We start from the raw sequence: 26,163 nt of genomic DNA, 5'->3' as shown, positions 1-26,163 counted from the left end.
GCATGTAGTATATATTGATATACAATACCCCACAGCGATCGGGCCGCCAACATCCACCATATGATAGCTTCGTACGATCCCCGTGTATTGTATGCGGGGCGGCAGGTACCCCCCATCGACCAGCTCACCAATGGTGTAATTTCCTGCCTGCACTCGTTGTGTTGTTCTCGCGACTTCTGTCATCCTGCTCGGCCTTGAGCCTGATGTAACGGTCGTCATGTATACTTGAACAACTAGAGTTCCACTGGAGGTTACGGACACGACCTGTTCGCGGGCAGCGGACAAGTCTATTTCTATGTCCATTCTCGGGCTCGGTACACACGCTGACCCACACCATCCTTCATTTAGGATGTCGCGGACCAGGATCTGTGATTGAGCGGGCGCGACCAAGCTTGTACAGAGCAAGATAAGTCGTGCGCACCGGAGTAGTATTTTTCCCCCGGCGTGAATAAGATTGTAGTGTTTCACTCCATTGTTCCCATCTTTTTTCATACGCCCGCACACGTTTCAGAGTAGCCAATTCGCTCAGCCCCTGTTTTCGCGCTTGCTAATAAAGCCGCTGACGTTTTTCATTGTGATTGTGTAACGCGCGCGGAGCCATGGTTTGGCCGTTGCGGCAATGCACCTGTTGCATCGGTGAAAGCCAGTAGTGCCCCTGCTGGACCTTGTTCAGCAACTCCTTACCGTCGCGCCGCCAGTGAAAACGCAGGTGCCACACATCCGCGTTGTCAGGTGCGCCGTTGCCAGCACAGCCAAAGGTAGGCTGCATGCCAGGCGGCCTCACTGGCCGTTTCGCCTGTCGCCCCATCAGGCATCAGGGATAAAACAGCGTAAAGGTGCCACTGGCGCTAAAGGTGCCCGGCACAATACCGTTGTTGAGCAGCGCGTCCGGATCCACCTGCAGCCGGCGATAAAACACCAATGTGGTATCGGTACCGGTCAACGGCGAACTGCTGGCGTCGCCTAGCTTCAGCGGTTGGCGATAGGCGTCTTTCAGCACGATGGCAAAACCCGCCGCAGTGCTGCCCGCGTCCAACGCCAGAGCACCGGGAATTTTGGCGCTCTGGTTGCCCACAAAGGTCGCTTCCACCGTGCTTGCCACCCGGATGTTGCAATTCTGCAGCCGAATGTTGAACGGTTCATCCGCCGTGCCGCCATTCAGGTACAAATCACGGCTGCCGAGCTGGTCAAAGTCTATCTGGATATCTTGATCGTCCGGATGCAGCGTGCAGGCATGGGCGCGCAGGGTCCCTTTAAAACTTATGTTATCCGCCGCACCGGCGGCGCCGTTCATCAGCATGCTGAGCGCCAGCAACGCCAGGGTATTCTTCATCATCGCCCCCTAATAATATTCGGCCAGCATGCTGGCGGTGGCGGTGAATGCCCCTTCCTGCGGGGCATCGGCGCTGTTACTGACCGGCGCGGCGCTCAGCACCGGCAGACTGTTGCTGTCCGGCACCGGATAATCGGCGCCGAAGTTCACCGCAACTCCGTTCAGCAGCAGGCGTATGCCGAGGTTAGGATCGCTGGTCGCGAGCGACTGACTGTCCCAGGCATTGCTAAGCCCTTCGAAGCGCAGCCGCAGCGGCCAGTCTTGGCCGTCTGTGCCACAGGTAACGCGGTAAGTCACTGCCTGGCGGTAGCTGTTGCCGTTCAACCGGTTGATGTTGATGTCGTCACCGAAATCCACCTGAATGTCGCCGCCAGCGCCGTTATCCACACTGCAAGCCGGCGGTAGTAACATGCCCTGCACGTTAACAATGGCCGCAGCGTGCACGCCAGTGCTCAGCATCAGGACTGAGGCTGCCATCAGCGCCAGTCTCACCTTCATTGCACGCTCACCACTACCGTCGCCGTGGCGTTGAACGGGCCCAGCTTGTAGGCTTCACCTGCCTTTTTAACCGGCGTCAGCGTCAGGTTCAACGGTCCGTCCCGATCCATACGGATCGGCGTATTCAGGTTCTGCACAGCGCCACTCATTTTCAACGCCAGCTCAAACCCCTCCGCCCCGCTGACCGGGATCAGGTTTGCGGTGGCGCCAGGCACATTAATCTGCACGTTCACGCTCTCTAGCGGGTTGCGATTCTGGCAGGTCAGAGTGATGTCGATCAGCCGCTCATAACTGCCGTTATCGATGCCGGTGGTCAGTACGTCACCAAAATCCACCGCAGGCGGATCCGACAGGTCGCAGGTGGTCGGCGCATAAAGTTCGCCGGTCACGGTAACCACCACGCTGGTCGCTGCCAGCGCGGAAAACGGCAGCGCCAACAGTGAAAGTGAGATCAAAGCCTTTCGCATGTTTATCCTTTACTGATAATGGAGTTTAAAATCCAGCGTCGCCCGGAAAGCATCGGCCTTCAGCGCCGCTGCGGTGCGTTCCGGCGCTACGGTGAAACTCAGTTGATTATCGCCGGGGATCAAAAACTGCGGCGCGCTCGTCACGCCGGGACGCAAGATATTGCCCTGCGCGTCCCGCAGTCGCAGGCCGATGCCTTCAGCGCCCTTCACCTGAAATAACTCCGGCGTTTGCGCATCCGCGGCGGCGGTGAACGTCAGGGTGACGATCGGCTGCTGAGAGCTCCAGGCCATGGTGTTGTTCTGGCAGTTCAGCACCGAACCGGCAGAGCGCATGCAGCCTGTCAGCCGCAGGGTAAACGGCGTGGGTTCGCCGCTGTCGCCCGGCCGCAGCAACTGATAAGCACTCACCGCCGGTAACTCGATGCTCTGCCAACGGGAGGACATCTCCAGCTGGCAGGCGGCTTCACGCATCGCTCCGGTGACGTACAGCCAGCCGGCGTTGCCCTGCACCTCTTCACCGTCATGCTCTCCGGCTACAACAGGCACAGCGTCCGCCATCAGCAACATCAGTGCGGCCCGCTTTATCCATGGGAGTCGAACGGCCAGCGTGAACATCATTTCACCTCTTGCGCCGTACATTGTGCACCCTGGCAGGTGAACTTCAGCTTCGGCCGTCCGCCGTAGTCGTTGATATAGGTCAGTACCGGCGCATTGCCTACCCGCGCCACACTCAACTTCAGAGGCTGTTCGCTTTTCGGCGCCAGCATCACCGGTTCGAAACCGTCAATGTTGTGATCGTTGCTCTTTCCGGCACCGACCAGGGTGATGTAATAGGGCGTCGGATTGACCGCCACATAGCCACCGCCGCTTTTCTTCAGCGTCAACTTCAGCTGCGGGGGCGGAGCGTTATGATCGATAGCCAACCCCTGCGGGCGATAAAACAGCTTCACCCGGGTCTGCAGCGCCAGTTGCATAGTGTTAGGCTTGTCGCTTTTCGGTGGCACTTCGCGCAGGTTGAAGTAGTACAGCGATTCGCGGTCCTGCGGCAGCGAAGATACCGCCGGCAGCGACTGCACTTTCAGTTGGCCACGGCTGTCCGGCTCCATGCGTTGCAGCGGCGGTACCACCAGCAGCGGCGACTGCACTTTTTTGCCCGCATCGTCCTCGATCCAGCCCTGAGCCAGGTAAGGCGTGTCTTTGCTGTCGTTACGAATATTCAGCGTGGTGGCCGCTGCGCCGCCGTCGACGATCACCCGGGTGCGATCCAGCGCCACTGCGGCGCCAGCGGAGTTAACGGTAGCCAGCGCGGTCAGCGCCAGCGGAAACAACATCACATAATTAGGTTTCATGGCTTTTTCCAAAATAAATCAAAGTAACCAGGTTTAAACACCGGCTCCCACACTCACGCAGGGGAGCAGCAGCGAAGTGTTATCAATCCCGGCGAGATCTTCAGGAAGCACAATCTCGCACTGGGTCGCGCCGTCCCACTGGACGCGCATTTTCTCACCCGGCTTCATACCGCTCAGCCAGATGAGGCCGTCGTCACCGACAATACCGGCGCTCTTGCCCTTGGCGGTGTAGACGCTGGCACCGAACGGCGGTGTCTTGCCGTCTTGCAGGCGAATATTGGCCAGCCCTTTGCGCCCGGCCACTACCTCCAGTTGACGGTAGCCGATCGCTCCTTCGGTCAGGGTGAGTTGCGCCACCGAATCGGCGGCCTCAATCTCGTCCCCCAACTTGCCCAGCGCCACGTTGGCGTGGGTGCGGTTGTAGCTGCTGACGCCGGTGATCACCGCCAGTCCCTGCCAGTTGGTGCTGGCGCTGCGCCCGCCGCCCTGTAGTGGCACATCGGCCACGCCGTCGGTGTCTAACACCAGCCGGGCGGCACCGTTGTTGCCACCACCGTGTAATACTGCCCCCTGCGCGGTGACCGTCAGGCCGCCGTTCAGGTTCAGGTTGGCGGCGGTGCGCGAATCGCTGCTGTTGGTAGCGCTCAGGCTAACGTCGCCTTTTCCCCCCTGACGGCTCCAGAAACCGCTCAGTTCCGAGTCCTGCCGGTTCGCCGTGGCGCGCAGGTTATAGCTGTCGTCGCCGTCGGTACGGCCGGAATAACCGACCGACTGGCTGTTATAGCTACGACCTTTATTGCCGCTGTAGGTCAGGTAGCCTTTATCGCCCCAGGGCAGGTTCAGCGACAGCATCAGACCGTCGTCATTCTGGCCGTAATAGCTCTGGCGATAAGCGCGAGCGCTCACGCTGACGTTCTTGAACCTGGACACATCAAAATAGGTGCTCATCGAAAGCTCAAAACGGTCCGACGCCGGCCGGTTCCAGTAGGACTGGTGGGTATAGCTCAGGTAAGCGCTGACTCCGGCATCGGCAAAACGCTGGTTAAAACTGATGTCGTAACGTTCCTTGCTGTTGCCGTGGTAATGGCCGTAGCCTTTCAGCGCCGACAGATATTCCGCCATCGAGTAAAAATCCTCTTCCGAGAAACGGTAGCCGGCGAAGGTGATCTGGCTGCTGTATTCCTCAAACACCTTGGCGTAGCTGACACGCCAGGACTTGCCCTGCCGCGTGTCGTCGTCTGCAATACGGCTGCGCGCGACGGTAACGTCCGACGACAGCGCACCAAGCAGGTACAGATCGCGGCCGACGCCCAGCGTCAGCGCCTGGTAGCCGTCGCTGCCCAGCCCGCCACCGTATAGCGACCAGCCGTTGGTCACCCCCCAGGAGGCCTCCGCCGCGCTGAACATCGGACCTTCTACCGCGTGCTGCCAGTCGGTTGGGCGGCCACCGAAGAATTTGTAACGCACCGCGCCCGGTCGGGTGAGGTAAGGGAGGGTGGCGGTGGACACCTGATAGCGGTTGACACGGCCGTCCTGCTCGCGGATCTCCACGTCCAGCGTACCGCTGACCGAAGAATCAAGGTCCTGAATGCTGAACGGACCCGGCGCTACCTGGGTTTGATACAGCACTCGCCCCTGCTGGCTGACCACCACCGTGGCGTTGGATTCCGCCACGCCTTTGACCTCAGGTGCATAGCCACGCAACGCCGGCGGCAACATTGAAATATCCGACTCCAGGCTGGCACCGGCGTAACGGAAGGAGTCGAAAATATCCGAGGTGAGGTAGTTTTCCCCCAGCGTCAGTTTGGCGCGCCAGTCCGGCAGCGCGCGGTACAGGTAATAGCGGCTCCAGTCCAACCCTTTGCGTTGATACTCGCCGTCGGCCAGCATATCTTGCAGCTGCCAGTCGGCGCGCAGGCGCCAGGCCCCCCAGTTGGCACCCAATGTGCCGCTGCCGGTGAATGAGTGACTCTCGCCGCGCCCACCTTCGCGTCGAGTGCCGGCGTTGAGGTTATAGTCGAGCAGCATACCCGCCACGCCGTTGTCCCAGCGCGCCGGCGGATCCCAGTTGTCACTGGTGTATTCCAGATAGATCTGCGGCACGCTGATGTTCAGTGTAGAGCTGCCCAGTTCTGCTTTAGCTGTCATGCCTGGCAGTGAAGAGAACAGCAGCCCACCGTCCGACGCCCAGACCAGTTGCTTTTGGTAATCGGACTTTAAACCGAACTGCTTTACCAGCTCTTGGGTAAGCAACGGTTCCGGCAGCTCGCTGTCCCCATCTGGCAAACGGTAGCGAATGCTGTTTCCCGCCAGGCTTTGTCCGTTGATCTTAACCGTTAGCAAATAGTCGCCCGGCATGATGTACCCGGCGCGGGAAAACTGCGTTAAGTCCATATTTTTTCGATCTTCAACGTCAAGAACATCGGTATTGAATTCAATATCCCCGGCAATGGAAACAGGCGAAGAGATCAGACCGTAGATAAACAGGCTGCTGATCCCCCTCCTGCCGAAAAAATTCTGGACATTCATGTTGACGACTCATATTTAGTAATAATCGAGTTTGTACTTAATTAATGCAAAGTGTTCACCCACCCGCAGCAATTCGGAATTTCCCACCAGACGCAAATTATAATTAAGCGTTCGTTCGCCTTGTGGAATAGGATGCGGCATCATAGGAACGCCCGGTATGGCGATATGTCCGCGATCGTCCTGAATTTCTATCGCCAGACCTTTGGCACTACCTTGCAGGGAAAAATATCTCCCCTCTACTTGGCCTTCAAAAGTAATTTGAAATGCAGCCCGGTCATTTTTATTTTCACTCCAGGGCGTACAGTTAATAAGATTCACGCTAAAAGGATGAAGCTCGCTGCCTTCATTACGTATCATGCGATCTATAGAAAAGTCATCGACAAAAATATACTGTTGGTAACTGTCCGGGTGCAGTGCACAGGCAGAGTCAACCACCAAACCACCCATATCGAACTTTCCTTTTAATGCGATTGCAGCTAACGCTGGCACCGAATAAAGGATAGCGATAAAGGTCAATACGCAGCCAACCGTAAATGATGTCGTTCGCATATTATTTCTTTTATTTAGCGGGGGCGGTATTACACCGCCCGCCGAGCTTAAAATATCTTGCCCGATAATTACGAGTAGGTAATGGCGAAAGTCGCTACGCTATTGAAGACACCCAGGCCAACAGGATCAGTTGTACCATCAGCTGCGCCTACGGCAACCGCCTTAAAGGTCAGGGTGTTATCACCATTATGTAATTTGTGGTCAATAGTGCTGTTAGGCGCGATAGGTTGATTGTTAAGGCTGAGTTCAATGCCCAGGTTATCGACACCGGTGGCATCAAACACGCTGGCTTTATGACCAACGGTGCCGGTAAAAGCAAAGGTCGCGGTGTCCTGCGTAGCAACGCTGCAGTTTGACAACTGAATGGTATTGCTCACCGCGTAGCTTTTCCCACCGGCGTTCAAAGAAGCCTGAGACAGAATACCGAAATCAAAATCCTTATCCAGCGCGCCTGGCATGATGGAACATGGGGTATCTGCTACCGTGCCCTTGAAATTAAACTGGCCTGTATTGGCCTGAGCAGCTGAAGCCATACCCAAAGAAATAGCCGCTGCCAATAATACTTTGTTGAAATTCATTCCCTACTCCATTTAATGATTTTATGTATGCCGCAAGCAGGCAGTATAAAATATAAAAATCTGCCTACCGTTATGCCATTGAGTTCACTCAGAAGAATAATCACGGTTGCGCCATTATCTAGCTTTGCTCACCAACTCGATGGCTTCAGGCCTACCCACACCTTTCAGCAATAAATGGCTCGAATCCGTAGTCGCGTTATCCGGCACCCGCGTATTCAAGATTGATAATGTACTATTGCTCAAAGTTATTTGTACTGCCTTAACGTCGTAACGTTGAGGCTATGATAATCGTCGGCTTTCGGGCGTTATATCGGAATGGCAGAGATTTCGCTCTCCCGCTGAGGAGGTATTTTGTAAGGCAAGGACTACACAACATCCTACACGCGGCCAGGCGGTAAGCAAGAGCCGGTGCGTGAGCGGATTTTTTGTGAGACATTTGGCTAAAGCGCTTCGGCATTAGGTAACTCTAGAAAACCGGCCCGAGAAAAGTCTCTTGCTGGCATGTATAAATTTTATTTTTTACCAGCAATTTCTGTGCCGCCAAAAGCTGAGTGTGTTGAGGATAAAAACTACGCTAATCATATTCTCCCGATATTGAAATTTTCTCTGAAAATATAAATGCGAAAGGACTCTCAGGGCGGTAATCGCAGCAGTAGAGTAGCAAAACATTAACAATTTAGAATCAGACAATGGGATCAAATCCGTAAGGCATGGATGACGCTGGCGTCAACTGTTTTATTTTCCTGATGGGGTATGCCGCGTGGTTTCAATGCAGATAGAGCCAGAATTCGCCTATTTGGCAGTTTATCATCATAGTAGCCGTCCTCTGTCTCGCTCTTGGTTGCGTCATTTTAATCACAGGTTTTGGCAGCAGTTATGCACCCATTCTGTGGATAAAAAGTTAACACTCTTCACAAATCGGGATGTCTTACGGCAAAAATCTCATAAATACATAAGCTTAATTTCGTAAACGCCCCTCTCGATAAATTTTAACCGGCAGCGCTCGCCGCAGTATCAGGCCATCAGGCCTGATCGAGGAAGCGCAGGAGAACGGAACGGGAAGAGGGCAATTACGCGCGTAACACGAAAAACAGTCTCTGGCGGGAGACGTTCTTCGGACTGAGGCTCATTTCACCCTGGTGGCTTTCCTGATTGCTGCCTGGAGTCTTTCAGCGGTAACGGCTTCCGGGAAAACCGTGATGGTGTCGGGAGTCGCCCCGCTAACGGGCATGACGATGATCCCCGGCGTTCCGGTGAGTCCCAGCGCCTCTGCCAGGTTACTGTTTTTCTCAAGGGACGCGGTATGGTCGCCAGGAGCCGGGGCGGCCAGTCCCGCCTTTGACGCTGCCCCGTGAATATTCTGCGCCGTCAGTTTGCCTTCATTATGGCCGGTGGCGTAGATGGCATTGTGATAGGTGACATAGGCCTGCGGCCCTTTCTTTTGCCAGACCGTCAGCCCCTGCTGCGCAGCCTGAAGTGAAGCTTCCCAGCGTCCACCAAATATTGGCCACTCCTTAAAGAGGTAGCGGACGTCCGGCTGCGCTTTCATGACCTTCTCCAGCTCCGGCGCGAAGCGGCTGCAGAACACGCACTGGTAATCAAAGAATTCAATCACAGCGACCTTTGCATTATCAGGCCCGTAAGCCGGGGTGTCCGGATCATGCAGAAGGTTCGCCTGATTCTCCATCACGCTGAGTGCAAACATCTTCTGCTTACGTGTCTCCTGCTGTTCCTGCAGCTTACGACTGACCGTCACCAGTATCTCCGGGTGCGACACCAGGTAGTCAGCAGCGATTTCGCCGATACGTGCCTCCTGCTCCGGGCTGAATAAGGGCTGAGGGGCCGAAGCGTGTGCCATTGAAATAAAGCCAATGTATGTTGTAACTATTAATGCTGCTAATTTGTTTGCTTTCATAGCCTGATTCTCATGATTAAAAGGGGGATTAACGTTCTTTCTGAATGGTTCGAGTGAGGGTCTGTTCTTCACGCTCCGGCATGCGGCCGCGTTCAGTATTTTCTGCCGCCCTGAGCATGTCTCGTTCAGAGTTTGCCAGATCTGCAATCACACGCGATGCCCGCGACTGTTCACCAGCGGTCTTGTCAGCACCTTCCAGCTCGCTTCTGACGCCTGCAGCGGCTTTTATTTCCTGTCCATCGGTGTTTTCCTCACCTCTGACCCTGGCGATCACATCCGCATCCGGGTTGAGTGGTTCCGGTTTACGCGGGTTAATGTCTTCCGGTTTCAGTCTGATCAACTCTTCCTGTGGAACTTCCGCCAGCAACGACTCCGGCTGCCTGCTCCGTCCGGCTTCTTCATTGCGAACCTGGTCTGCCAGCATTTGCTCGCGCAGCTGCTGTACGTTCTGTTCGTCCGTCAGCGTGGAGACAATACCCGGCGACACATCCTGTTTTGTCCCACCGCTTACCTTAAGCAGCCATGCTGAAGGCGGTTCATCACCGGTCTGCCAGACCACGCCGTCCTTTGGATGATTTCGTACTGCATCGAGTGCAGCCGTCAGGTCGCTGGCCACAATCGTGTTTCCGGACTGACTCCGCTGCAGCACGGCGCCACGGGCACGCTCTGTCATGACCATTCGTGTCTCCCCCTGAGTCATCCGTCCTTCCGGGCTGGAAACCAGGGAAACCAGGGCCAGGCCCGCACTCCTGCCATTGTTGTCATACACCGGCAGCGCCAGCGCCGGTTCAGGAAAGCGCCGGGTGGCCGGGATGATTTTTGCCGTCAGTGACGCATCCTGCATGCCCTGATGGCGCACCCAGGCGCGACCGATGGCCGTTTTATTCACCGGCTGCCCCATTGCCCAGATGGCTTTCGCCTGTTTGCGCTGCGTTTCCGGTGCCAGCGCATCGTGCGCAGTTTTGATATCACGCTCCGGTGTTTTTACCGCCTTAACCCAGTCCGCTTTCCCGTCGGTGTATATCTGGACGTGCTCTTTCACGCGTGAGGCTGAAATGTAGAAGGCACGACGGGAAGCCAGTGCCTTACGTCCGTCTTTCGTGCCCTCAAGCGCAATGACATAATCACTGCTGGCCCCCTGTGCGCCGTAGCCGGTGACGGCCCAGCCGTAGTCGATATGCTGCTGCGCCCGGACCTTCTCCGGATTGATGGTGACGCGACCGTTCTCCCCTTTCAGACGGATATTCCCCTCCTCGCTGACCGACTCCACCGTATAGCGCTGGTTGGCCATCTGCCCCTGTTCGCGATCGGTCGCCGTGAACTTAAGCAGATCGCCGGAACGGACTTCCATCTCGCTGCGGCGAAACAGCTGCACGTCACCGGTGATCAGCTCCTTCGGTGAAATCAGAGCAATCTTCCCTTCCTCATCACGTACCGTCACCGTTCTGCCGTTACGGTCAACAGCCACCACATCCTGGTAGCGGTCACCGCGTTTAACCACCATCCCTGCTTCCCAGGCCTCTGTTTTGTTGAACTCATGGCGCGTATGGGTGATTTTATCGAGCACAGGCACCTTAATGGCCTTCTCCCCCAGTTCTCCCCGCGCTGCAAGCGCGGCATGAATGCCGGCATTTATCGCTTTACGGTCGGCGTTCAGCTGCGCAATGATGAGCGTACGGGACCGCGCCTCCGGCGTCCGGTCCTTCCAGTCCGCCACGATGTCGTTAACAGGCGTCTCCGTTTCCTGAATCGCACTTTCCGGGAGCGCGGCTGAAGCGCTACGCGCCACACGGTCAGCCGGCTGGGTTTCAATGCGCTGCAGGGCCGCATCGATCCGGTTATCGATGATGTCGTGAACGGCGCCGCGCAGCTGCATGTCTTTCTGACGGACGATTTCCTTCATGATGGCCACATCCATCGGGCTTCGCTCCTGCATCAGCTTAAACGGCGCGCCCACGTCGACCGCTTCAAACTGGTCGATATCCCCCATCGAGACTGCACGTCCGCCGCCGCTGGCAATGGCCTGGAACAATGCCGCCGTATCCTGGTTGCCTGCCATTGATGATTCATCGATAAGAAACACCTGTCCTTTATAGTCAGGTTTCCCGCCTGCGGCCGTCGCCTGGTCATGCTCAACGACAAAGGATTTGATGGTCTGCGCCCGTACACCGACGTCGCTCATTTCTTTCACCGCCTGGTGCGTAGGAGCAAGCCCCGTCATCACCGGACGAACGTCCGCCGGCAGGGTCTCCAGTGCAGATATCACCGCCTTCAGCTGCGTGGTTTTCCCCACGCCGGCATAGCCCTGAATCCCGATAAACTGATCGGTGGTACCCAGCACCAGGGTGGTCGCCTTTTTCTGGCCATCGGTGAGTCCGTTCAGCACGGCCTCCGGTACCTGTTCCAGCAACGGCTGCTGCGTACCTTTCCCTTCCTCCACCACGCGCAGAATGGCTTTCTCCATCTCCCAGGTGGACCGGGACACCAGTACCGGCTCTCCCCCTGCGGATACGGACAACAGCTCGCCATTTTTAATCATCGCGCCAATTTCATTCCCGATGGCTTCGAGGTCGGGATGATATTTCTGCGCTTCCGTCGCCAGCTTAAGCTCGCTGATCACCACGGTGCGCTGGTCGTTAATGGCACGCCACACGGCCAGACCCGCGTCCGTCCGGACGCTGTGATGCAGTGAATCAACCGCCTGACTGACGTCCTGGTGACCGCTCAGGTTTCTGACCAGCTGCACGGGAGAGGCATTGGTCTTCATGCGCTGCAGCCGGGCTTCAGCCCGGTCCTGCACTTCGGCGGTGAACACTTCCGCCCGGTGGCCACTCTGTGCCAGCGAGTTCATGGTCTGGGTCGATATGTCGCGGCTGTTGAGCGCGGCCAGCACCACGCCGGTGTCGTTATCCCGTCCGCCCGGCGCGGTCACGTAAGCATGTGACAGATAGAGCGGCTGGTCTTTTGGCAGCGTCAGTGTGTCTTCCCCCCGTTTAACCTCAATCCCCTTTTCACTTATCCCGGTCACCTCAAGACGATCTTTGGCCTTCAGGCTGTGCTCGCGGTCGCCCGCCACGGACAGCAGTTTTTCGCCGGTGGCCACGCTGAGGGTTTCACGGCTGAAGAGACGCCAGTCAGCGCTGATATCCCCGATTTTCATCCGGGTCAGCACGCCGTCACCGTCGATTAGCGAGAGGACTCGCGTGTCCTCATGCACCCGGTCAATCACATAGGACTTACGCTCTTTTGCGTCCGTGCGATCTTCAAGCACCATGCCGGGACGGTACGAACCTGGCATGCGGCGCGTTTTGCTGTCGAGCCACACCGGCTGCCGGGCCTCTATCTCCACGCCGTCACGCCCCAGCTGCCCTGCGTTCTGCAGCGCCTCACGTACCAGGCCCGTCAGCTGCGCCTGTTCACGTTTGCCGACCACGACGGCGGTGACGTTATCAGTTCCACCGCTCAGCTCTGCAAACCGGTTGGCCAGCGCCTCGTAACGGTCGCGTTTGTTCGGAATACTGACCACTTCGGCCTCCAGCCCGGGCGCAGGCTCCGTGCGGCGGGAGCGGGCAACCCCCGCGGACTCCAGCACGGACATGGCGTTACCGCTCGCCTGCCGTCCGGCACTGTCGAGAAAGACCAGCTGTGCGTCCTGCGCGCGCGCTTCGCCCAGCAGAACCAGCGTCTCCTTTAGCCCCAGACGCTCTGCCCCTTCTATAATCAGCGTGCTCTGGGGTTTAAGGTGGAAATCACCGCTCAGAACATGCTGCCGGCTGATAATCCGTTCACGCAAATCGTCGGATTTTGCCAGCGAAATGGCGCGCTCGGCAGAGCTGGCCAGCACCTGCACATCACGACCATTCGCGCCGGCAATACCGGCCAGCTGCGCGGTCAGGTCACGGATGCCCGCCACGCCTGACGGGGCATTCATCAGCACCAGGGCGTCCTTCTCCACAACTTCAAGCGCCGCCGGCGCGTACTGCGCCGGGCGGGTGAAACTGACGACTTTTGTGGATTTGAGATGCTCCTGACTCAGCGCCTGGATCGAGAGTTCATCCAGCAGGTGAATACGGGAGGTGAAAACCCCTTTCTCACTGTCCAGCGGCACAATCATGCCGTCCTTCAGCGCTGCATCAATGGCCACACGAATATCCTTAATCTCCGGCAGCCGTTCACTCAGCTCAGCGGTGGTCATCATCAGCTCGCCAAAGGTGAAGCGCGTTTTACTGTCGCTGAGCTGCGAGATGGCCAGCCGGACAGCCTCAGTCAGTTCCGGGCGGGGTATTTCAGTGTCCAGCTGCGCGGCAGGTAAGCTCCTGGTCGCCGGTGTCTTTTCGGGACCGGTCTGTGCCGGCTGACTCAGCGTGTCAGTCTGTTGTGGTACTGGCTGACGGGACTGGCTCTCCCGTTCTGCGGGTTGAGCTGGTGTATCGACGCTCTTTTCTGCCGTGGACGACGTCTGCAGAGAAGCCAGCTCAGGCCCGGCAGGAACCGGCTTAGCCTGGTGATCTCGCTCCGGCTGAGGCGCGGTCTCACGAAGACCTGCATCACTCGGCACCACGCTCTCCTGATACGCCTTCAGGTCAAATCCCTTCTCCTTCATCTGGCCCAGCCAGCGTTCCATCAGGCGCATCCTCGAAGGGTCGACTTTCGCCCTGCGGGTGTCTTTGGCGGCCACATCCCGGCTGCGCAGCGTGGCTTCAGCCCCCACGGCACCCTGAATTTCCCTGCCCCGGGAGGAATATTCGTCCCTGACGTCTTCCGGAACGCCCTTAATCTCCCACATGCCATGCTTGCCTACTTCTTCCACTTCATGGCCGAGCGCTTCAACCCGCTCACGCAGCGCGCTGCGATAAATTTTCCCGAGCGTGACCTGATGCTTCATGACGGTTTCGATAAAGCCCGCGTTATGGATATAGTCCGTGGCCAGGGCTTTCCATTTGCCCGCATACTCCGTCATGTTGGCAATCAGGAGATGGGTGTGCAGCTGCGGGTCAAGATTACGTGACGTGTCATGCGTGTAAGCAGCTGCCACCATCTTGCCGGTATGTACGATGGACGTGACGCCGTCTTTCGTGTCGCGGGCCGAGATGAGCTTCTCCACATAGCCGGCCGCCACACGGACCGCGTGGTTATGTGCTTCCACCATTTCTTTATCGTTGCCGATAAGTGCCAGAATGGACACGCTTTTGGGGGCGGAAAAGGTCAGGTCATGGCCGGGACGGTGGACGTGCTGCCCGTTAACCTCCTTGCCAAGCCGTGAGCCGTCCGGCAGACGTCCCTCGAGCACGGCCGTCAGATCATCGCCACGGACGTTGCCCTCCAGACCCAGCGCTTTTGCACCCTCTCCCATCCAGAGGCTCTGAAGGCTGCCCAGAAAATAGTAGTTATCGGAATTGCTGTAGTAGCCTGCAGCCTCGCCGGCTGACGCTACTGGGGCGACTGACATCATAATTCAGGCTCTCTGTCGTAATAGTAATGGTCGTTTTCGTCGTAACCCGGGTCGTCCGCGTGACGGTGAAGTAAAATGTTCTCTTCTTCCTGCGCCAGCTGCCGGTGAGTACCGTGGGCTTCATCCGGGGTTTTCGGTGTCACTGACTTCCCTGCCGTCGTCACACTCAGGCCGCCGTCAGGCAGTGCCGTCACTTTCATGTCGAGGTTCATGGACTCACCGCCGTTTTCTTCTGTCTGCGGATCGCTTTCCGAAGAGGCCGGCCGCTGGCGTGCCCTGTGCAGCATGCTCAGAGGTGAGGCGACAGGTGGTTCCGGTACATGATGTCGGTTTCGCAGGGCCTTGAGGGCATCGGGCATTGTTTGTACAGAGTCAGCGGTACCCGGGTGACCGGTCACTCCGTTGGAGACCGGTAATTTGCCCGGTGCTTCAGGCGGTTTTTTCATTGCGCCAACAGAACGGAGAGAAACAACGTTATCTTTTTTCTCTGCAGTGACAGGAGGTGTCACCGTGTTGTGTTTTCCGGCCCCCTCTTCCGGTACGACTGTCGCAGAACCGGAGATAACAGGCTCCATGACAGCTACCTGTTTCCGTTCAGGCACTGTGCCCTGAGGAGGCTTCGGCGCTGTCTCTGGTGTTGCTGTCTTTTTTTCGACGGGCGATGATGCCGGCGTACCGGCAGAAGCAACATGAGCCGTACCGTCAGCTGCGGCTGACATTTCGCTTCCCTTCTCCAGCACTTCTTCACCGGTCGGGAACGTCAGACCGGCAGCTGCCGCTGCGCGCTCGTTCTCCTGAATAACCCTCTCAAGCTCCGGACTGAGCGCATCGCGGATATTGCGCTCAATGAGGCCTGCCTGCCGTTTCTTCAGCGCGCGATATTTCAGCTTCAGACGGACGACCGGATACTCACCCGGGAGGCGAACATAAAAGTTGAGGTTTGGCAGACGCATGATCTGCTCGTAGTCGACAATCGGGTTATTGACCTCGTCCTTACCGAGGGACACACCGTCACGCACCTGGTCCAGACCGTAGCTGTTCTGCTCACGGATTTTGCGCTTACGCTGGTTGCCCAGCTCCTCTTCCACCACTTTGGCCATCTCGGCGCTCGGCGAACGTCCGTACATACGGGTGTTCATCAGGTCAAAGATGCTTTTGGCCAGCTCGCGGCCGTAGACGTGAACCAGCTGCGCCATGTTCTGCATGCCCAGCACGAAACAGCCACCAAATTTACGCGCCTCTGCAAGTGTCTCGGCCAGCTCGGGTATGCGCTGCAGGCTGGGTGCTTCATCGATAATGAACCATACGCGGCGGTCGCTGTTTTCCCCCATGCTCTGCAGCATCAGCGTGGCCAGCGACACCCAGAGTGAGATCAGCGGGCGTACACTTTTGCGATGCCGGGCCTGAGTGGAAATAAACAGCCAGCTGTTGTCATAGCGTTCCTGCGTCATCCACTCCCTGATAGTGAACGGCGGTTTCGTTCCGTCATCCAGCCCCTGCAGATAGCGAAGGGCTTTAGCGTAGTTGGTTACCACCGAGCGAATGGAAATGGCCGTTTTCTCGATTTTCTCCTCAACCAGGTTGGCAGAGGGCGTGTTGGCCAGATAGTCACGCAGATTTTTCATGCTGAGGGACAGCAGGGTTTTCAGGAACTTCTCAATGCTGCGTTCCGGGTCCGTCGACATACGAATTGCGAGATCGGCATAAATGGTTCGCGAGCTGGATACCCAGAACGGATCGGATTCCCCTTCCACCGGAATGAGGCTGGCGGCCAGGTTGTCGTAATCGACCGCGTCAACGCACTCACCCCACATCTGCCAGTTGGCACATCGCTCGTCGTGGGCGTTAAGGATGATATCGGTAGACGGGTTATAGTGGGTTTCTATGAAGGTACAACCTGAGTCGTAGATGATGGCCCGGTCACCGCGTTTGCGGATGTAGTCGAGTAACCAGCGTATCAGCGTCGACTTCCCCACCCCGATAGTGCCATGCATCAGGAAATTGAGTACCTCCGCCATCCTGACCATATGCAGATCACCCACGCGCAGGTCAGAGATCTCACCGTTTTTGCGCAGTAATTTATTCACTTCCGCTGGCTTGTCGGTCAGCTGCATGCCGGAGAGATATTCGTCCTCGCTCTCCTTTCTGCCGATATTCGCGATAAACCAGGTCACGGCGATAAACACCACCATACTGAACAGCCCGCTGGCACCGGCTGCCCACTGCAGCTCACGCAGGCACTGGTCGCCCATCGCCTGCATGTACGGGTCGGTATAAATCTGCGGCAGGGTCATCTTCAGAACCATTGCCGTCGCGGTAGGCGCATACCAGTAGTGAACGTCGTAGATTTTTGGCGTTCCCGATGCTGGCATCAGGTCGATAAAGCTGCTGTTGATACTGGCGAACCACCACAGGGAACCGTTATCCAGGGCTTCCTGAGGGATTCGCCAGAGAAAGATGGCGGTAGTCAGTACGGCGAACAGGATGAAGATCCAGAATCCTATCCAGTTGTTCACCTGAATGAACATGCGCCAGCGGTAGGCGGTCATCTGCCCGCCCTGGGTGAGGTTTTTTCCTGCGAAGCTCATAGAGTGTTGTCCGGCCGTTATCGCATCACCTGCGTGGTGATGTTCGTTATCAGAGAAGAAGCGTTGAAAAGGGTGATGAAAAAATGTGGTACCGCGTGGGGGTTAATCGTCAGGTTATTACATCTGACTCAGTTCATACCTGGCCTGCTGACATCCGTCCTCCCAGTCCTGTTTATTAATGCATGCAGCCACAGAACGGACTGAAGAGGCCACATCCCTATAAACCGCTGAATGCCACTCCCGGGACTCCAGACCATAAAGGGTAAATTCATAGCCAGCCCAGAAAGCAACAATGGTCATTCCCTGCCCCTCAGGAAGTGAACCAAATACATTCATCCAGGCCCTTGCTGCCATCAGCTCACTTTCCAGATGGATAAGTGACCAGAATTCAGCTGAGTAATCTGCACGTTCATTTATCTGATGCATCATGATGGACGAACTCCTTTGAAATTAAGGACGCAACGCTCGCCGCAGACAGGGCTGCGCCTGGCGCAGTCATGCGAGGAAGCGTAATTACTGGTAACTGACAGAAAGCACTGACGCACCCTGCCCGAAGTGAACTCGGTCTGGTGTCAGTTGGAAAGGAGAGGTAATAATTACCGCACTGAGATGTGGGATATCTTTTCAGTGCGGTTTTAATGATAACGAGCTATTAGCTCACTATTGTTGCAGGCGGCTCAACCACCAACAGTAAACCCTTTCGCCTGCATGCAGTTGCGCCATGTTGAACCCGGCTTACCGTTATCAAGAGACGTGGACTCAACGTAAGGGAATCCCTTGATAAGATGGGTTTCCTGAGAAGAATCACCAACCCGAACAATGGTGGCTTCATCTTTCATGATTGACGTTAACTTCGTTGTACCCGCTTTATTTTTTGAAGCGGTGAGCACCTGATCAGAGCACTGGCGTGCAGCTGTCATTTCTGGTTCTTCCGGGGTAGATTTTGGGGTGGAACATCCTGTGAGTACAGCCACGACCAGTGATAAACACACAATTCCTGCTTTTTTCATGCTGATTCCTTATTTTGGTAAACGGGCGGCCTTTGACCGCCAATGCAGTTACATAATGCCGGCGATGGATTTGGCCAGCTGCGCTTCGAGAACAGGTTTCGCCTCTTCAAACTTGAGGTTCACCTTGTTGGCGTTGGATACCACGCGGGTCTGGTATTTAGCGCGGTTGCCTTGCTCGCTGCTGGTTTGCAGCTTAACGCCTGACGTTCCCTGCTTCAGGGCGGCAATATTGTCTGTCGTGACGGTCGCCTTGCTGCGCTCGGAAATTTGCAGATCGGTCACCATCGTGTAGTTCACGTCTTCAACCATTGCATCTGCAGCCATACCAATCAGGCCACTGGCCAGCCCTACACCCAGCGTTGCGCCAGCTGAAGACGAGTTATACGCCGTAATACCCGCGCCCAGTGCCGCTCCCATTGCCGCACCTTCGTACCCGGTCTTGAGGAAGCCCTGCGCATCACGCAGATCCATTTTTTCGGCTTTCAGCACGTTTGCCTGAATCCAGTAGTAGGCGGCGTCCGGAGAACTGGTGACGCGGTAGCCTTTGGCGGCCAGTTCATTTGTAATTTGTGCCTGCAGACCAGACATGTCCTTGTCAGAGGTATTACGGATCTGAAGATAAACCGTTTTCTCTGATGATGGCTCCAGCCAGATGGTTTCACTCATCTGGGTTTTGACATCCAGATTACGTTTCTTCACCGCTGTGGACATGGCGCCACAACCAGACAGAGCGATAGTAGAAGCGATCAGACCAACAACGGCTAATTGTTTTAATTTCATGAATTCTTCCTGTGCATAGAAAAACGTCCCCGTTAGCGAGACAGAACTAACAGTTTTGTTATCGGCAGATGGGGGAGAAGTTTTAATAAGAAATAACTAAGGTGGTAACTAATGATTATAAAAAAGCCACTATCCTTTAGTGGCTTTTTTGGATTTTCACGCAGGTTTCAGATTTTTTTTACCAGTTTGTTAAGTTTATCCAAGACAGCAGAGAAACCATATCTAGCAACCTCGGCATTAATAACCATCTGAGTAATGAACAATGACATCAATAACATTGCTGGGGCAGCGCATAAGAAAACAGTACTTACCATAACCCCTAACAATGAGAAGAGCCAATTGAGCACTATCATAAACACGACTGTCTTCTTACAAGTTCTTCGTAGGCTTGAGATAATAATTGATCCATCTCGTACTTTTTTCGGTACTGTAAGATACGCCAGTGCTGGACCGTATAAGGCAAAGCCTATAATCACAGAAAACAATAGCGCAAATCCATTAGTTGCTAATTCAGCACTCATCGCATCATTGAAAGTAACGACATCCCCAAAACTATTCATGTGGGGCACGTATTGGATTTTCACGATAATCAAAGCGATTAAGTATCCAACAACTATTGAAACTGGAAAGAAAAATGAAAGCTTCAAAGCGTGGATTGGTTTAACTAATTGTTGCGACGTGTCGGATAGGTTTTCTGACACCATGCGAAGGTCTTCATTGATGTTAGCTTGGGTAATCATAAGCGTTTACTCCTATTAACCTGTTCTCCGTCTCAATTCAGCCAATTTTGAATTCATTTCACTTTCGCTGGGTTCTTGAGTAATCAGATGTTGTTTTCCCTTTTCAGTCTCATGCTCTTTAACGAACTTGCTCTGAGCTGAATAATTTTCTCCTTTTAGAATATCACTGGATGCCTGAACAGTGGATTGTTTTTTATCGATTTCGCCAGAAGATTCGTTGATTTTATGCTCATTTTCAGATCTTTGTTCCGCTACACGACGCTGGATATCATTTTGCGGACCAAAACCCTGACCTGACTGTTCATGCAGTTTTGCCTGGTTTTCTTTGAAAGACTCCTGCATCGCATTACCCTGAACCCGCTGCTCCTCAACATTCATTGTTGCATGGCTATGGCTCATTTCGTTCCCGTGGCCTGCTGCTCCCCATTGCTCTCGTATGGTCCCGGATTGGCGTAATTCCTGCTGCATCCCAGCGCTGGAATCAGAGCGTTGCCTTTCAGCCGAATGTCTTCCGGTATCATGATCACTGGATTTAATGGAGAGGCTATCCTGTTCGCTTCTGTGAGTGCCTGACTGGGTTTGGGAGCTTTGTTCCTGTATGCCGTAGTCAGAACGTACTTCGTTATGGCTGATTTCCCGTTGACCAGCTAAGTTCTCACTGTCCGTTTGATTTTGCGCTAACAATGATGACTCATGGCTACCCGAAGCAGAACCGCCTGTTCTTACAGACACGCTTCCCCCCCCAGATGAAACCTGACCACCGTAAGTGCCCGCATATTCCGTCACCTGAGACGCTCCGTCTGTATGGTGGTTCCCCGTGTCGTTCGAATTATAAGAGCCACTCTCGACAGGGCTGTAACGTATACCTCCATCATTACCTGCCGGGCCTGCTCCTTGCTGACGGCTATGGGCCGGCTGAACAATATGCTCACCGCTGAATGCCGCATGCTCATTACCGCTTCTAAGGTCCGCTCTCCCCTGCTGATAATCCCCCATGATTTCAGGTTTGAGACGCTCATTCACGAACTCCATCGCCGCCTCGCGCGCTGAAGGGGCGCTTGTCAGCATGGATTGTGCCTTATCACCGTATTTATTCGCAGCCCAGTCCACAAACTCTTGGGTATAGTTCGTGTCAAGGCTGGCACTCTGGTTCTGGGCCAGTGTGGCCATACGGCTGAACTCATTACTCTGGGTCGAACTGGTAGTGTACTGATGGTACTGGCTCTGGGCATCGTTGAGCGTTGCCGCCAGCTGCTGAACATTGCTGCTTGCCGCGTTCTCGGTATGGTTAGATCCATCACTCACGCGACTGCTGGTAACCATGTCCATTCCCTGACGGAAGTCATTAACCGCCTGGCTGTTTTTATCGTGCCTTGCATCTATAGTGCTAGAGCCAGTTTGTTGAGTTCCATGGCTCTCGTTCATATTACCCTTCCATTCAGCTCCTGCGTGAATATCACCACTAATTCCCGTAGCCCACTGACCCGCTTTACCCCACAATGATTTACTTGTATCTAACTTAACGCCAGCACCAACATTTGCGCTGACATCTTGCGATTTTGCCATCAGCTGATTATAGGCTTCCTGCGTCGAGATATTGTTCGCTTTCGCATAGCTTTCAGCGGCCGACATCATCATGCTGGCGCCGCGCGTTGCGTTAGTGACCTGGCTGTTTTCACTGCCTCTGGTCAGGCTGTCGCTGGTACCGGTCTGGTGAGACAGCTGTGAGAGCTGCGACCAGCCACTGGTGACGCTGTGGTTGTAGCCATCGAGCGCCGTCTGCGCCTGAACCTGCGACTGGCGGGCTGACTCCTGGAAACCACTGCTGGCCAGCTGGCTGAGCTTCATGTTCACCGGCAGATTCGACATTGCACCCGAGCCGTCGATAACCGTATGGCCACCGGCCGTCTGCGTCTGCGTGGAGCCGTTATCTGCCTGCCACGTCTGCTGACCCTGACGCTGCATCAGGTTGGTATCCATCTTGTTCTGGCTGACATTGTCCATCGACATGTTGTTAAACGACCAGTTTCCGTCTGCTGTGGTCGCAGCCACACCTGCTGACGTGAAGGCGCCCGAGCTGAGTACACTCCCCGCCACCTGAGAGCCCATCGCCGCAGCACCTTTGGTCAGATAAAACGACAGCACCGGAATGGAAAGAGACAGATAACCTGCCAGATTCGCCACGTCCGAATGCTGCAGTGCCACCACATCCTTGTTGGCCAGAACCAGGGGCGTGCCCCCGGACTGACTCTGCAGCCAGTAGTTGGCGGCATAGTTAAGAATGGCGAACATCACCGGCCACATCTGGAAGTAGATAAACCCGGAAACGTATATTTTCAGTGTGTTCAGACCAAACAAAGTGTGATTTGATGCGGCCAGCGCAATCATCAGCGGGAACAGGCATACCAGGATAAGCATCAGCAGAGACTGTGCAAATGGCAGCGTTCGGGTCGCCAGCTCGTTGCCTGCGGCCCAGGCGAGACGCTGTTTGGTGGCAGCGTTCTCGGTGGCCAGATTAAGCAGGTTAGCCGTGTCGGAAGAGCGAGCGGCAAAACCCTTGATCCCCTGCCGTACTGCACTGTTCGTGATGTTATTCTTCATGATCTGCGCAGCAGTCATACCACCGGCATAGAAGTACCCGTAACTTTCTCCCATAGCATTGGCCAGAAGCGCCGCGCCATTCAGTTTGTTGCCGAATACCTTTCTCGTCAGCCAGGTGAACGTCGCACTGCCCGGGTTGACGTCGGTATTGGCCAGCTTCTGTATCTCCGTTGCGGCCTGCTGACAGGTCAGGAACTGACGTGAGGTGGAGGTCATCTTAAAGATGCCCCGCAGCGGGCTTGGGTTACTGGTTATCAGCGTCAGCGGGTCAGTAGAATTGAGCAGCTGATTGATAGTGTATTTACCATTCAGAAGAATGTCGCCGATCACACAGTTTTCCACGTAATCCGGCAGCATCTGAGCCAGCTCCGGGTTTTGCGTAGAGAAGTCACTGGTTTCTGCCACAATCTGCGAGCCAAACAGCATCCCGGTTTTGCTGTAGGTCACCGAGTCGGGTCTGGCCATCAGCATGTCGTAAACTGACGCCATCTTGTACCCGATACTGGTCGTCAGCGACGCGATAGCCGCCAGGCCAACCGGTACGTTATCGGTTACCCAGACCGCACCGGGATCGGACAGGTCAATGACCTGCACTGATCGTTTCGGTACCAGAAGGATGGAGGTCAGGATCATGAAGACCGCCAGCCACTGGACGAAGACCATCGGGTTACGTTGTTTAATGAAAGTGAGCAATACGGCCAGCACCCCGAAGGTACCGGCAATACGCATTAAGGTGTGGAAGGTATTCTGACCGACAAGGGTGACAACGGCGTCCAGCGCCGTTTTCCACATTCCCCCGCCATAAATGGTGTATATCTCAAGCATCAGCGATCACCCCAGTGATAGTTGCTTTGGAAGGAGCCTGAAACAATGGTGGACACCTGCTGCTGCAGGTACTGCATGTTGCGGTCGATACCGTCCAGCGCGTTCTGATCAGCAGCTGACTGCAGCTTCATGTCAGCGAGAAGTCCCTGCGCATGAATGATGTTGTCACGTAGTTTGGCGGCAGCCTCTTCAGGGAAGTTCTTGCCAGCCAGCGACAGGCTTGCCTGTTTTACCAGCTCCTGGAGGTACTGGATCATCAGGTCCTGGGCAATGAAGTCAGAAACCTGCAGCAGGTAGGTGGCGCTCATCCCCATACTCTGAGCGTTAGTCAGGTACTTCAGCACCGGCACAGAGGTGGTGTTCACAAAGCCTTTTTCCTGATCGGTCAGCGCAGTATCGTCAACCAGCTTGTTCTGCATTGAGAGCATCAGGTTTTTGACCAGTGTGACCAGAGCGTTGGACTCGGAAATAGTCAGATTGGTGACAACAGGTCCCAGACACAGTGTGGATTCGTCACATCCGTAGACCTTCGCCGTACCCCCGCGCATCAGGACTTTAATCAGGTCGCGATTATCAACCAGCGGCGTCAGAATTGTCACATCGCCATTCTTGTTGAAAATAATGGAGCCGACGGTACTCATGACCAGTTCCTTCAGCGCGCGGTCGTTGCCGAGAAGACCATTCTTACTGAGAGTATCCCAGATAAGGTTTTTGTTTTTCAGCACCTGATCTTTCTCAGCGTCGCCTGCCTTAGCCGTGACTTTGTCGCCCTGTCCTCCGACAGTGCAGCCCTGCCGGGAAGCCGCCCAGTCGGAGAACATGTTGGTTTCGCCGGCAATGTCCTGGCAGATTTTCTGCTGGGAAACCTGCGTCACTGGCCACAGCCCGCCGATAATGCCCTGAGCGGCCTGGCACGAACTCATGTTCATGGAGTTAACATCACTGGCCAACTTCTGAAGGAAGTCTTTAGCCTGCTTCAGCTCCGGTACCATCGTCTGCAGTGCCAGGTCGAATGCATAGCCGGCGGCGTTACTCATGATTTGTTTCACGAATCGCTGAATTTCCTCGCCGCTGATCATACTGAACGCCCCGAGATAGGCGTCGATACCGCCGCAACCGGCGTTCAGGGATGGCAGTTGCATCGAGACCAGCTGGACATTTTTGACGGGGTTCCGGAGGTAGACAGAGCCGCCGGAGAAGTACCCGGCCGCCTGCCCCTGCCAGGCCTGCGCCTGAGTGACGTTGCCGCTGTAGCCAAGATTATTGAAGAAGCCGTTCAGGTCGCCGTTGACGTCCGCCTGAGCCGTCAACGCAGTCAGTCCTCCAACGAACACGGCACCGGCTGTTATCAAAGCCTTAATCATGCAATCTCCTCCCGGGGTTTCCTGGCCAGGGTCTGCCGGCAGACGTAGAGCCCGGTGACGGTGAATAAAAAACCGATGCTCAGCGAGATAAGCAGGAGCACCGGAAAGTCCTGCAGGCAGGTTGTCAGTTCAGGGCGATCCATGACGCTGACCACCCGGTGGGCCAGCACCCCATAGAAAGCTGCGGACACAAGCAGCGTCACGCTGAATAACAGCCACACGCGCTCGGTACGCGATAACGCATACGTGTTTGTCGTCATTTTGTAGTCCGTTTGTATTACTGAGGGGTAACCTGCGCGCTTGCCGGCATGGGCGGCAGCGTTTTCGGGTCGACGTGGTCCATGTCAGCCTGAATCAGACTGGCCATACGGCTCTCAAGAGCGGGGATGTCCATCACACCCTGGGTCAGCGGGTAGGCTTTCAGGGTGTTGACGTTGACCATAAAGGCCGTCGGTGTCGCAATCGGCAGCCCGTTTCCGAAGAAGGTCACAATCTCGTCTGCAATGGGCGATTTAAGATCGCTCTTGCGCGGGATCATCGGCGTCGGAAATGAGATATCGCCGCCGCCGTCCAGGGTGTACGGATAGACCTTAATTGCATGCTCATCGGCCCAGCCCTTCAGCAGCGGGTCAAACTTCGCGCTGTACTGGCAGTGTGCCTGCATAAAGAGCACCACGGCATAATCTTTCATATTAGCCCGACGTCCGTCCGGCAGCGCCATCAGGCTGGCTGGCGCAGGTACCGGAATGGTGGAGGCGGTGATGGCTGTAGCGTCTGCAGATGAGTTCGTTTTTGACGCTTCAAGCGCCATTAACTCCTCACGCGCACCGGCGTTCGCCAGCAGGGGCAGAGATAACAGGAGCGCAGTGAGTCCGGTTTTAATGTTCATGATCGGCTTCCTTATGCGTCTGTCCCCTTTCGTAACGGAACCAGCGATAACCGGCATAAATCACCATGCCAGCCGCACCGGCCCACATACCATTACACAGCCACAGCAGCCCCTGCTGCGTATGCTCCACGGACCAGGTCATCAGCTCGCTAAGTACGCGCGCCATCGTGCCCCAGAAAATCAGTCCTGCGAGAAGAGTTGGTTTCATTCCTGTGTCTCCTTGTTCTGCCGTACCAGAACCGAATGTCTGTCTGGTGAAATGCGACGCTGAGCGGCCCGGGACAGGCCATATAAAACAAACCACAACCCAAAGCCCAACATAGCGGCCATCATCCAGACGGAGCGCAACGTTGCATCTACCGAACGCACCCATGAATCGCTGTCAACGGGCCCGCGCTGACATAACACTTCAGGCGGGGCTTTCGCTAAGGCAGGAGGCACAGGCTTTAATGACTCTCCGGGTTCAGGTGGCGAGAAGCGTCCTGCCATCTCATGTTCATTAACGCACCCCATCACCTTGCCGGCAGGCACCCCCTCAGTCAGGTGATGAAAAGTCGTCAGGAATTGCCGGGAAAGAGAGCCGTCTGATGCCGCCAGCATCACAAACACATACAGCACCAGTGCCGGGCCGAGGACGAAGGAATACAGGGCAGCCCGCCCTGCATCGCGGATGAGGGTAAACAGTGTTTTTGTCAT

Annotated in this window: 22 protein-coding genes; all 22 read right to left on the bottom strand. The window is 55.6% G+C overall.

Translation table 11 applies throughout. The features are described from left to right. Positions 1 to 547 precede the first annotated feature (547 nt). The gene (locus A6013_RS21525; RefSeq protein WP_069733736.1) at positions 548 to 769 is read right to left on the bottom strand and encodes a hypothetical protein; all 222 of its coding nucleotides are present in this window, start codon (positions 767 to 769) and stop codon (positions 548 to 550) included. Between the two features lie 45 nt (positions 770 to 814). After that, on the bottom strand, positions 815 to 1,336 hold the full coding sequence (locus A6013_RS21520; RefSeq protein WP_083264111.1) for a fimbrial protein: 522 nt from the start codon (positions 1,334 to 1,336) through the stop codon (positions 815 to 817). A gap of 6 nt (positions 1,337 to 1,342) precedes the next feature. Further along, positions 1,343 to 1,831, bottom strand: coding sequence for a fimbrial protein (locus tag A6013_RS21515; RefSeq protein ID WP_069733735.1), 489 nt, complete (start codon positions 1,829 to 1,831; stop codon positions 1,343 to 1,345). Continuing rightward, a complete protein-coding gene (locus A6013_RS21510; RefSeq protein WP_069733734.1) occupies positions 1,828 to 2,298 on the bottom strand; it encodes a fimbrial protein in 471 nt (156 codons plus the stop codon). The genes A6013_RS21515 and A6013_RS21510 overlap by 4 nt, the downstream gene beginning before the upstream one ends. 9 nt (positions 2,299 to 2,307) lie before the next feature. Continuing rightward, on the bottom strand, positions 2,308 to 2,937 hold the full coding sequence (locus A6013_RS21505) for a fimbrial protein (RefSeq protein ID WP_083264110.1): 630 nt from the start codon (positions 2,935 to 2,937) through the stop codon (positions 2,308 to 2,310). Next, positions 2,913 to 3,647, bottom strand: a complete 735-nt coding sequence (locus A6013_RS21500) for a fimbria/pilus periplasmic chaperone (protein WP_069733732.1) — start codon at positions 3,645 to 3,647, stop codon at positions 2,913 to 2,915. Before A6013_RS21500 ends, A6013_RS21505 begins: the two co-directional genes overlap by 25 nt. Before the next feature lie 33 nt (positions 3,648 to 3,680). Further along, on the bottom strand, positions 3,681 to 6,176 hold the full coding sequence (locus A6013_RS21495; protein WP_069733731.1) for a fimbria/pilus outer membrane usher protein: 2,496 nt from the start codon (positions 6,174 to 6,176) through the stop codon (positions 3,681 to 3,683). A 15-nt stretch (positions 6,177 to 6,191) separates the two neighbouring features. After that, complete coding sequence (locus A6013_RS21490) at positions 6,192 to 6,725, bottom strand: fimbrial protein (RefSeq protein ID WP_139128237.1); 534 nt, start codon at positions 6,723 to 6,725, stop codon at positions 6,192 to 6,194. Between the two features lie 68 nt (positions 6,726 to 6,793). Beyond that, positions 6,794 to 7,303 (bottom strand): fimbrial protein, encoded by a 510-nt coding sequence (locus A6013_RS21485; RefSeq protein WP_069733729.1) that lies wholly within the window; start codon positions 7,301 to 7,303, stop codon positions 6,794 to 6,796. A gap of 1,126 nt (positions 7,304 to 8,429) precedes the next feature. Further along, positions 8,430 to 9,218 carry a DsbA family protein gene (locus tag A6013_RS21480; RefSeq protein ID WP_069733728.1) on the bottom strand — a complete coding sequence of 263 codons (789 nt, stop codon included), beginning with the start codon at positions 9,216 to 9,218 and terminating at the stop codon, positions 8,430 to 8,432. A gap of 28 nt (positions 9,219 to 9,246) precedes the next feature. Then, the gene (gene traI / locus A6013_RS21475) at positions 9,247 to 14,670 is read right to left on the bottom strand and encodes a conjugative transfer relaxase/helicase TraI (protein WP_069733727.1); all 5,424 of its coding nucleotides are present in this window, start codon (positions 14,668 to 14,670) and stop codon (positions 9,247 to 9,249) included. Beyond that, positions 14,667 to 17,258: a type IV conjugative transfer system coupling protein TraD gene (gene traD / locus A6013_RS21470; protein ID WP_069733726.1), complete on the bottom strand. Its 2,592-nt coding sequence runs from the start codon at positions 17,256 to 17,258 to the stop codon at positions 14,667 to 14,669. The genes traI and traD overlap by 4 nt, the downstream gene beginning before the upstream one ends. 117 nt (positions 17,259 to 17,375) lie before the next feature. After that, positions 17,376 to 17,687, bottom strand: coding sequence for a hypothetical protein (locus A6013_RS21465; protein WP_069733725.1), 312 nt, complete (start codon positions 17,685 to 17,687; stop codon positions 17,376 to 17,378). 248 nt (positions 17,688 to 17,935) lie between these two features. After that, positions 17,936 to 18,268, bottom strand: a complete 333-nt coding sequence (locus A6013_RS21460) for a hypothetical protein (protein WP_131638083.1) — start codon at positions 18,266 to 18,268, stop codon at positions 17,936 to 17,938. A gap of 48 nt (positions 18,269 to 18,316) precedes the next feature. Next, complete coding sequence (gene traT / locus A6013_RS21455; RefSeq protein WP_069733724.1) at positions 18,317 to 19,048, bottom strand: conjugal transfer complement resistance protein TraT; 732 nt, start codon at positions 19,046 to 19,048, stop codon at positions 18,317 to 18,319. Positions 19,049 to 19,215: 167 nt separating this feature from the next. Further along, complete coding sequence (locus A6013_RS21450) at positions 19,216 to 19,788, bottom strand: hypothetical protein (protein ID WP_069733723.1); 573 nt, start codon at positions 19,786 to 19,788, stop codon at positions 19,216 to 19,218. A 15-nt stretch (positions 19,789 to 19,803) separates the two neighbouring features. Then, positions 19,804 to 23,214 (bottom strand): conjugal transfer mating-pair stabilization protein TraG, encoded by a 3,411-nt coding sequence (gene traG, locus A6013_RS21445; protein WP_069733722.1) that lies wholly within the window; start codon positions 23,212 to 23,214, stop codon positions 19,804 to 19,806. Beyond that, positions 23,214 to 24,578, bottom strand: coding sequence for a conjugal transfer pilus assembly protein TraH (gene traH, locus A6013_RS21440; protein ID WP_069733721.1), 1,365 nt, complete (start codon positions 24,576 to 24,578; stop codon positions 23,214 to 23,216). The genes traG and traH overlap by 1 nt, the downstream gene beginning before the upstream one ends. After that, positions 24,575 to 24,838, bottom strand: coding sequence for a hypothetical protein (locus A6013_RS21435; protein WP_063617322.1), 264 nt, complete (start codon positions 24,836 to 24,838; stop codon positions 24,575 to 24,577). The genes traH and A6013_RS21435 overlap by 4 nt, the downstream gene beginning before the upstream one ends. A 17-nt stretch (positions 24,839 to 24,855) precedes the next feature. Beyond that, positions 24,856 to 25,467 carry an F-type conjugal transfer protein TrbB gene (gene trbB, locus A6013_RS21430; protein WP_069733720.1) on the bottom strand — a complete coding sequence of 204 codons (612 nt, stop codon included), beginning with the start codon at positions 25,465 to 25,467 and terminating at the stop codon, positions 24,856 to 24,858. Further along, the gene (locus tag A6013_RS21425) at positions 25,457 to 25,675 is read right to left on the bottom strand and encodes a hypothetical protein (RefSeq protein WP_047959889.1); all 219 of its coding nucleotides are present in this window, start codon (positions 25,673 to 25,675) and stop codon (positions 25,457 to 25,459) included. Before A6013_RS21425 ends, trbB begins: the two co-directional genes overlap by 11 nt. Then, positions 25,672 to 26,163 (bottom strand): hypothetical protein, encoded by a 492-nt coding sequence (locus A6013_RS21420; RefSeq protein WP_047959888.1) that lies wholly within the window; start codon positions 26,161 to 26,163, stop codon positions 25,672 to 25,674. Before A6013_RS21420 ends, A6013_RS21425 begins: the two co-directional genes overlap by 4 nt.

This window comes from Enterobacter sp. IF2SW-B1, assembly GCF_001743375.1.
GTDB classification, from domain to species: domain Bacteria; phylum Pseudomonadota; class Gammaproteobacteria; order Enterobacterales; family Enterobacteriaceae; genus Enterobacter; species Enterobacter bugandensis.
This window is presented reverse-complemented; position numbering and strand designations above follow the sequence as displayed.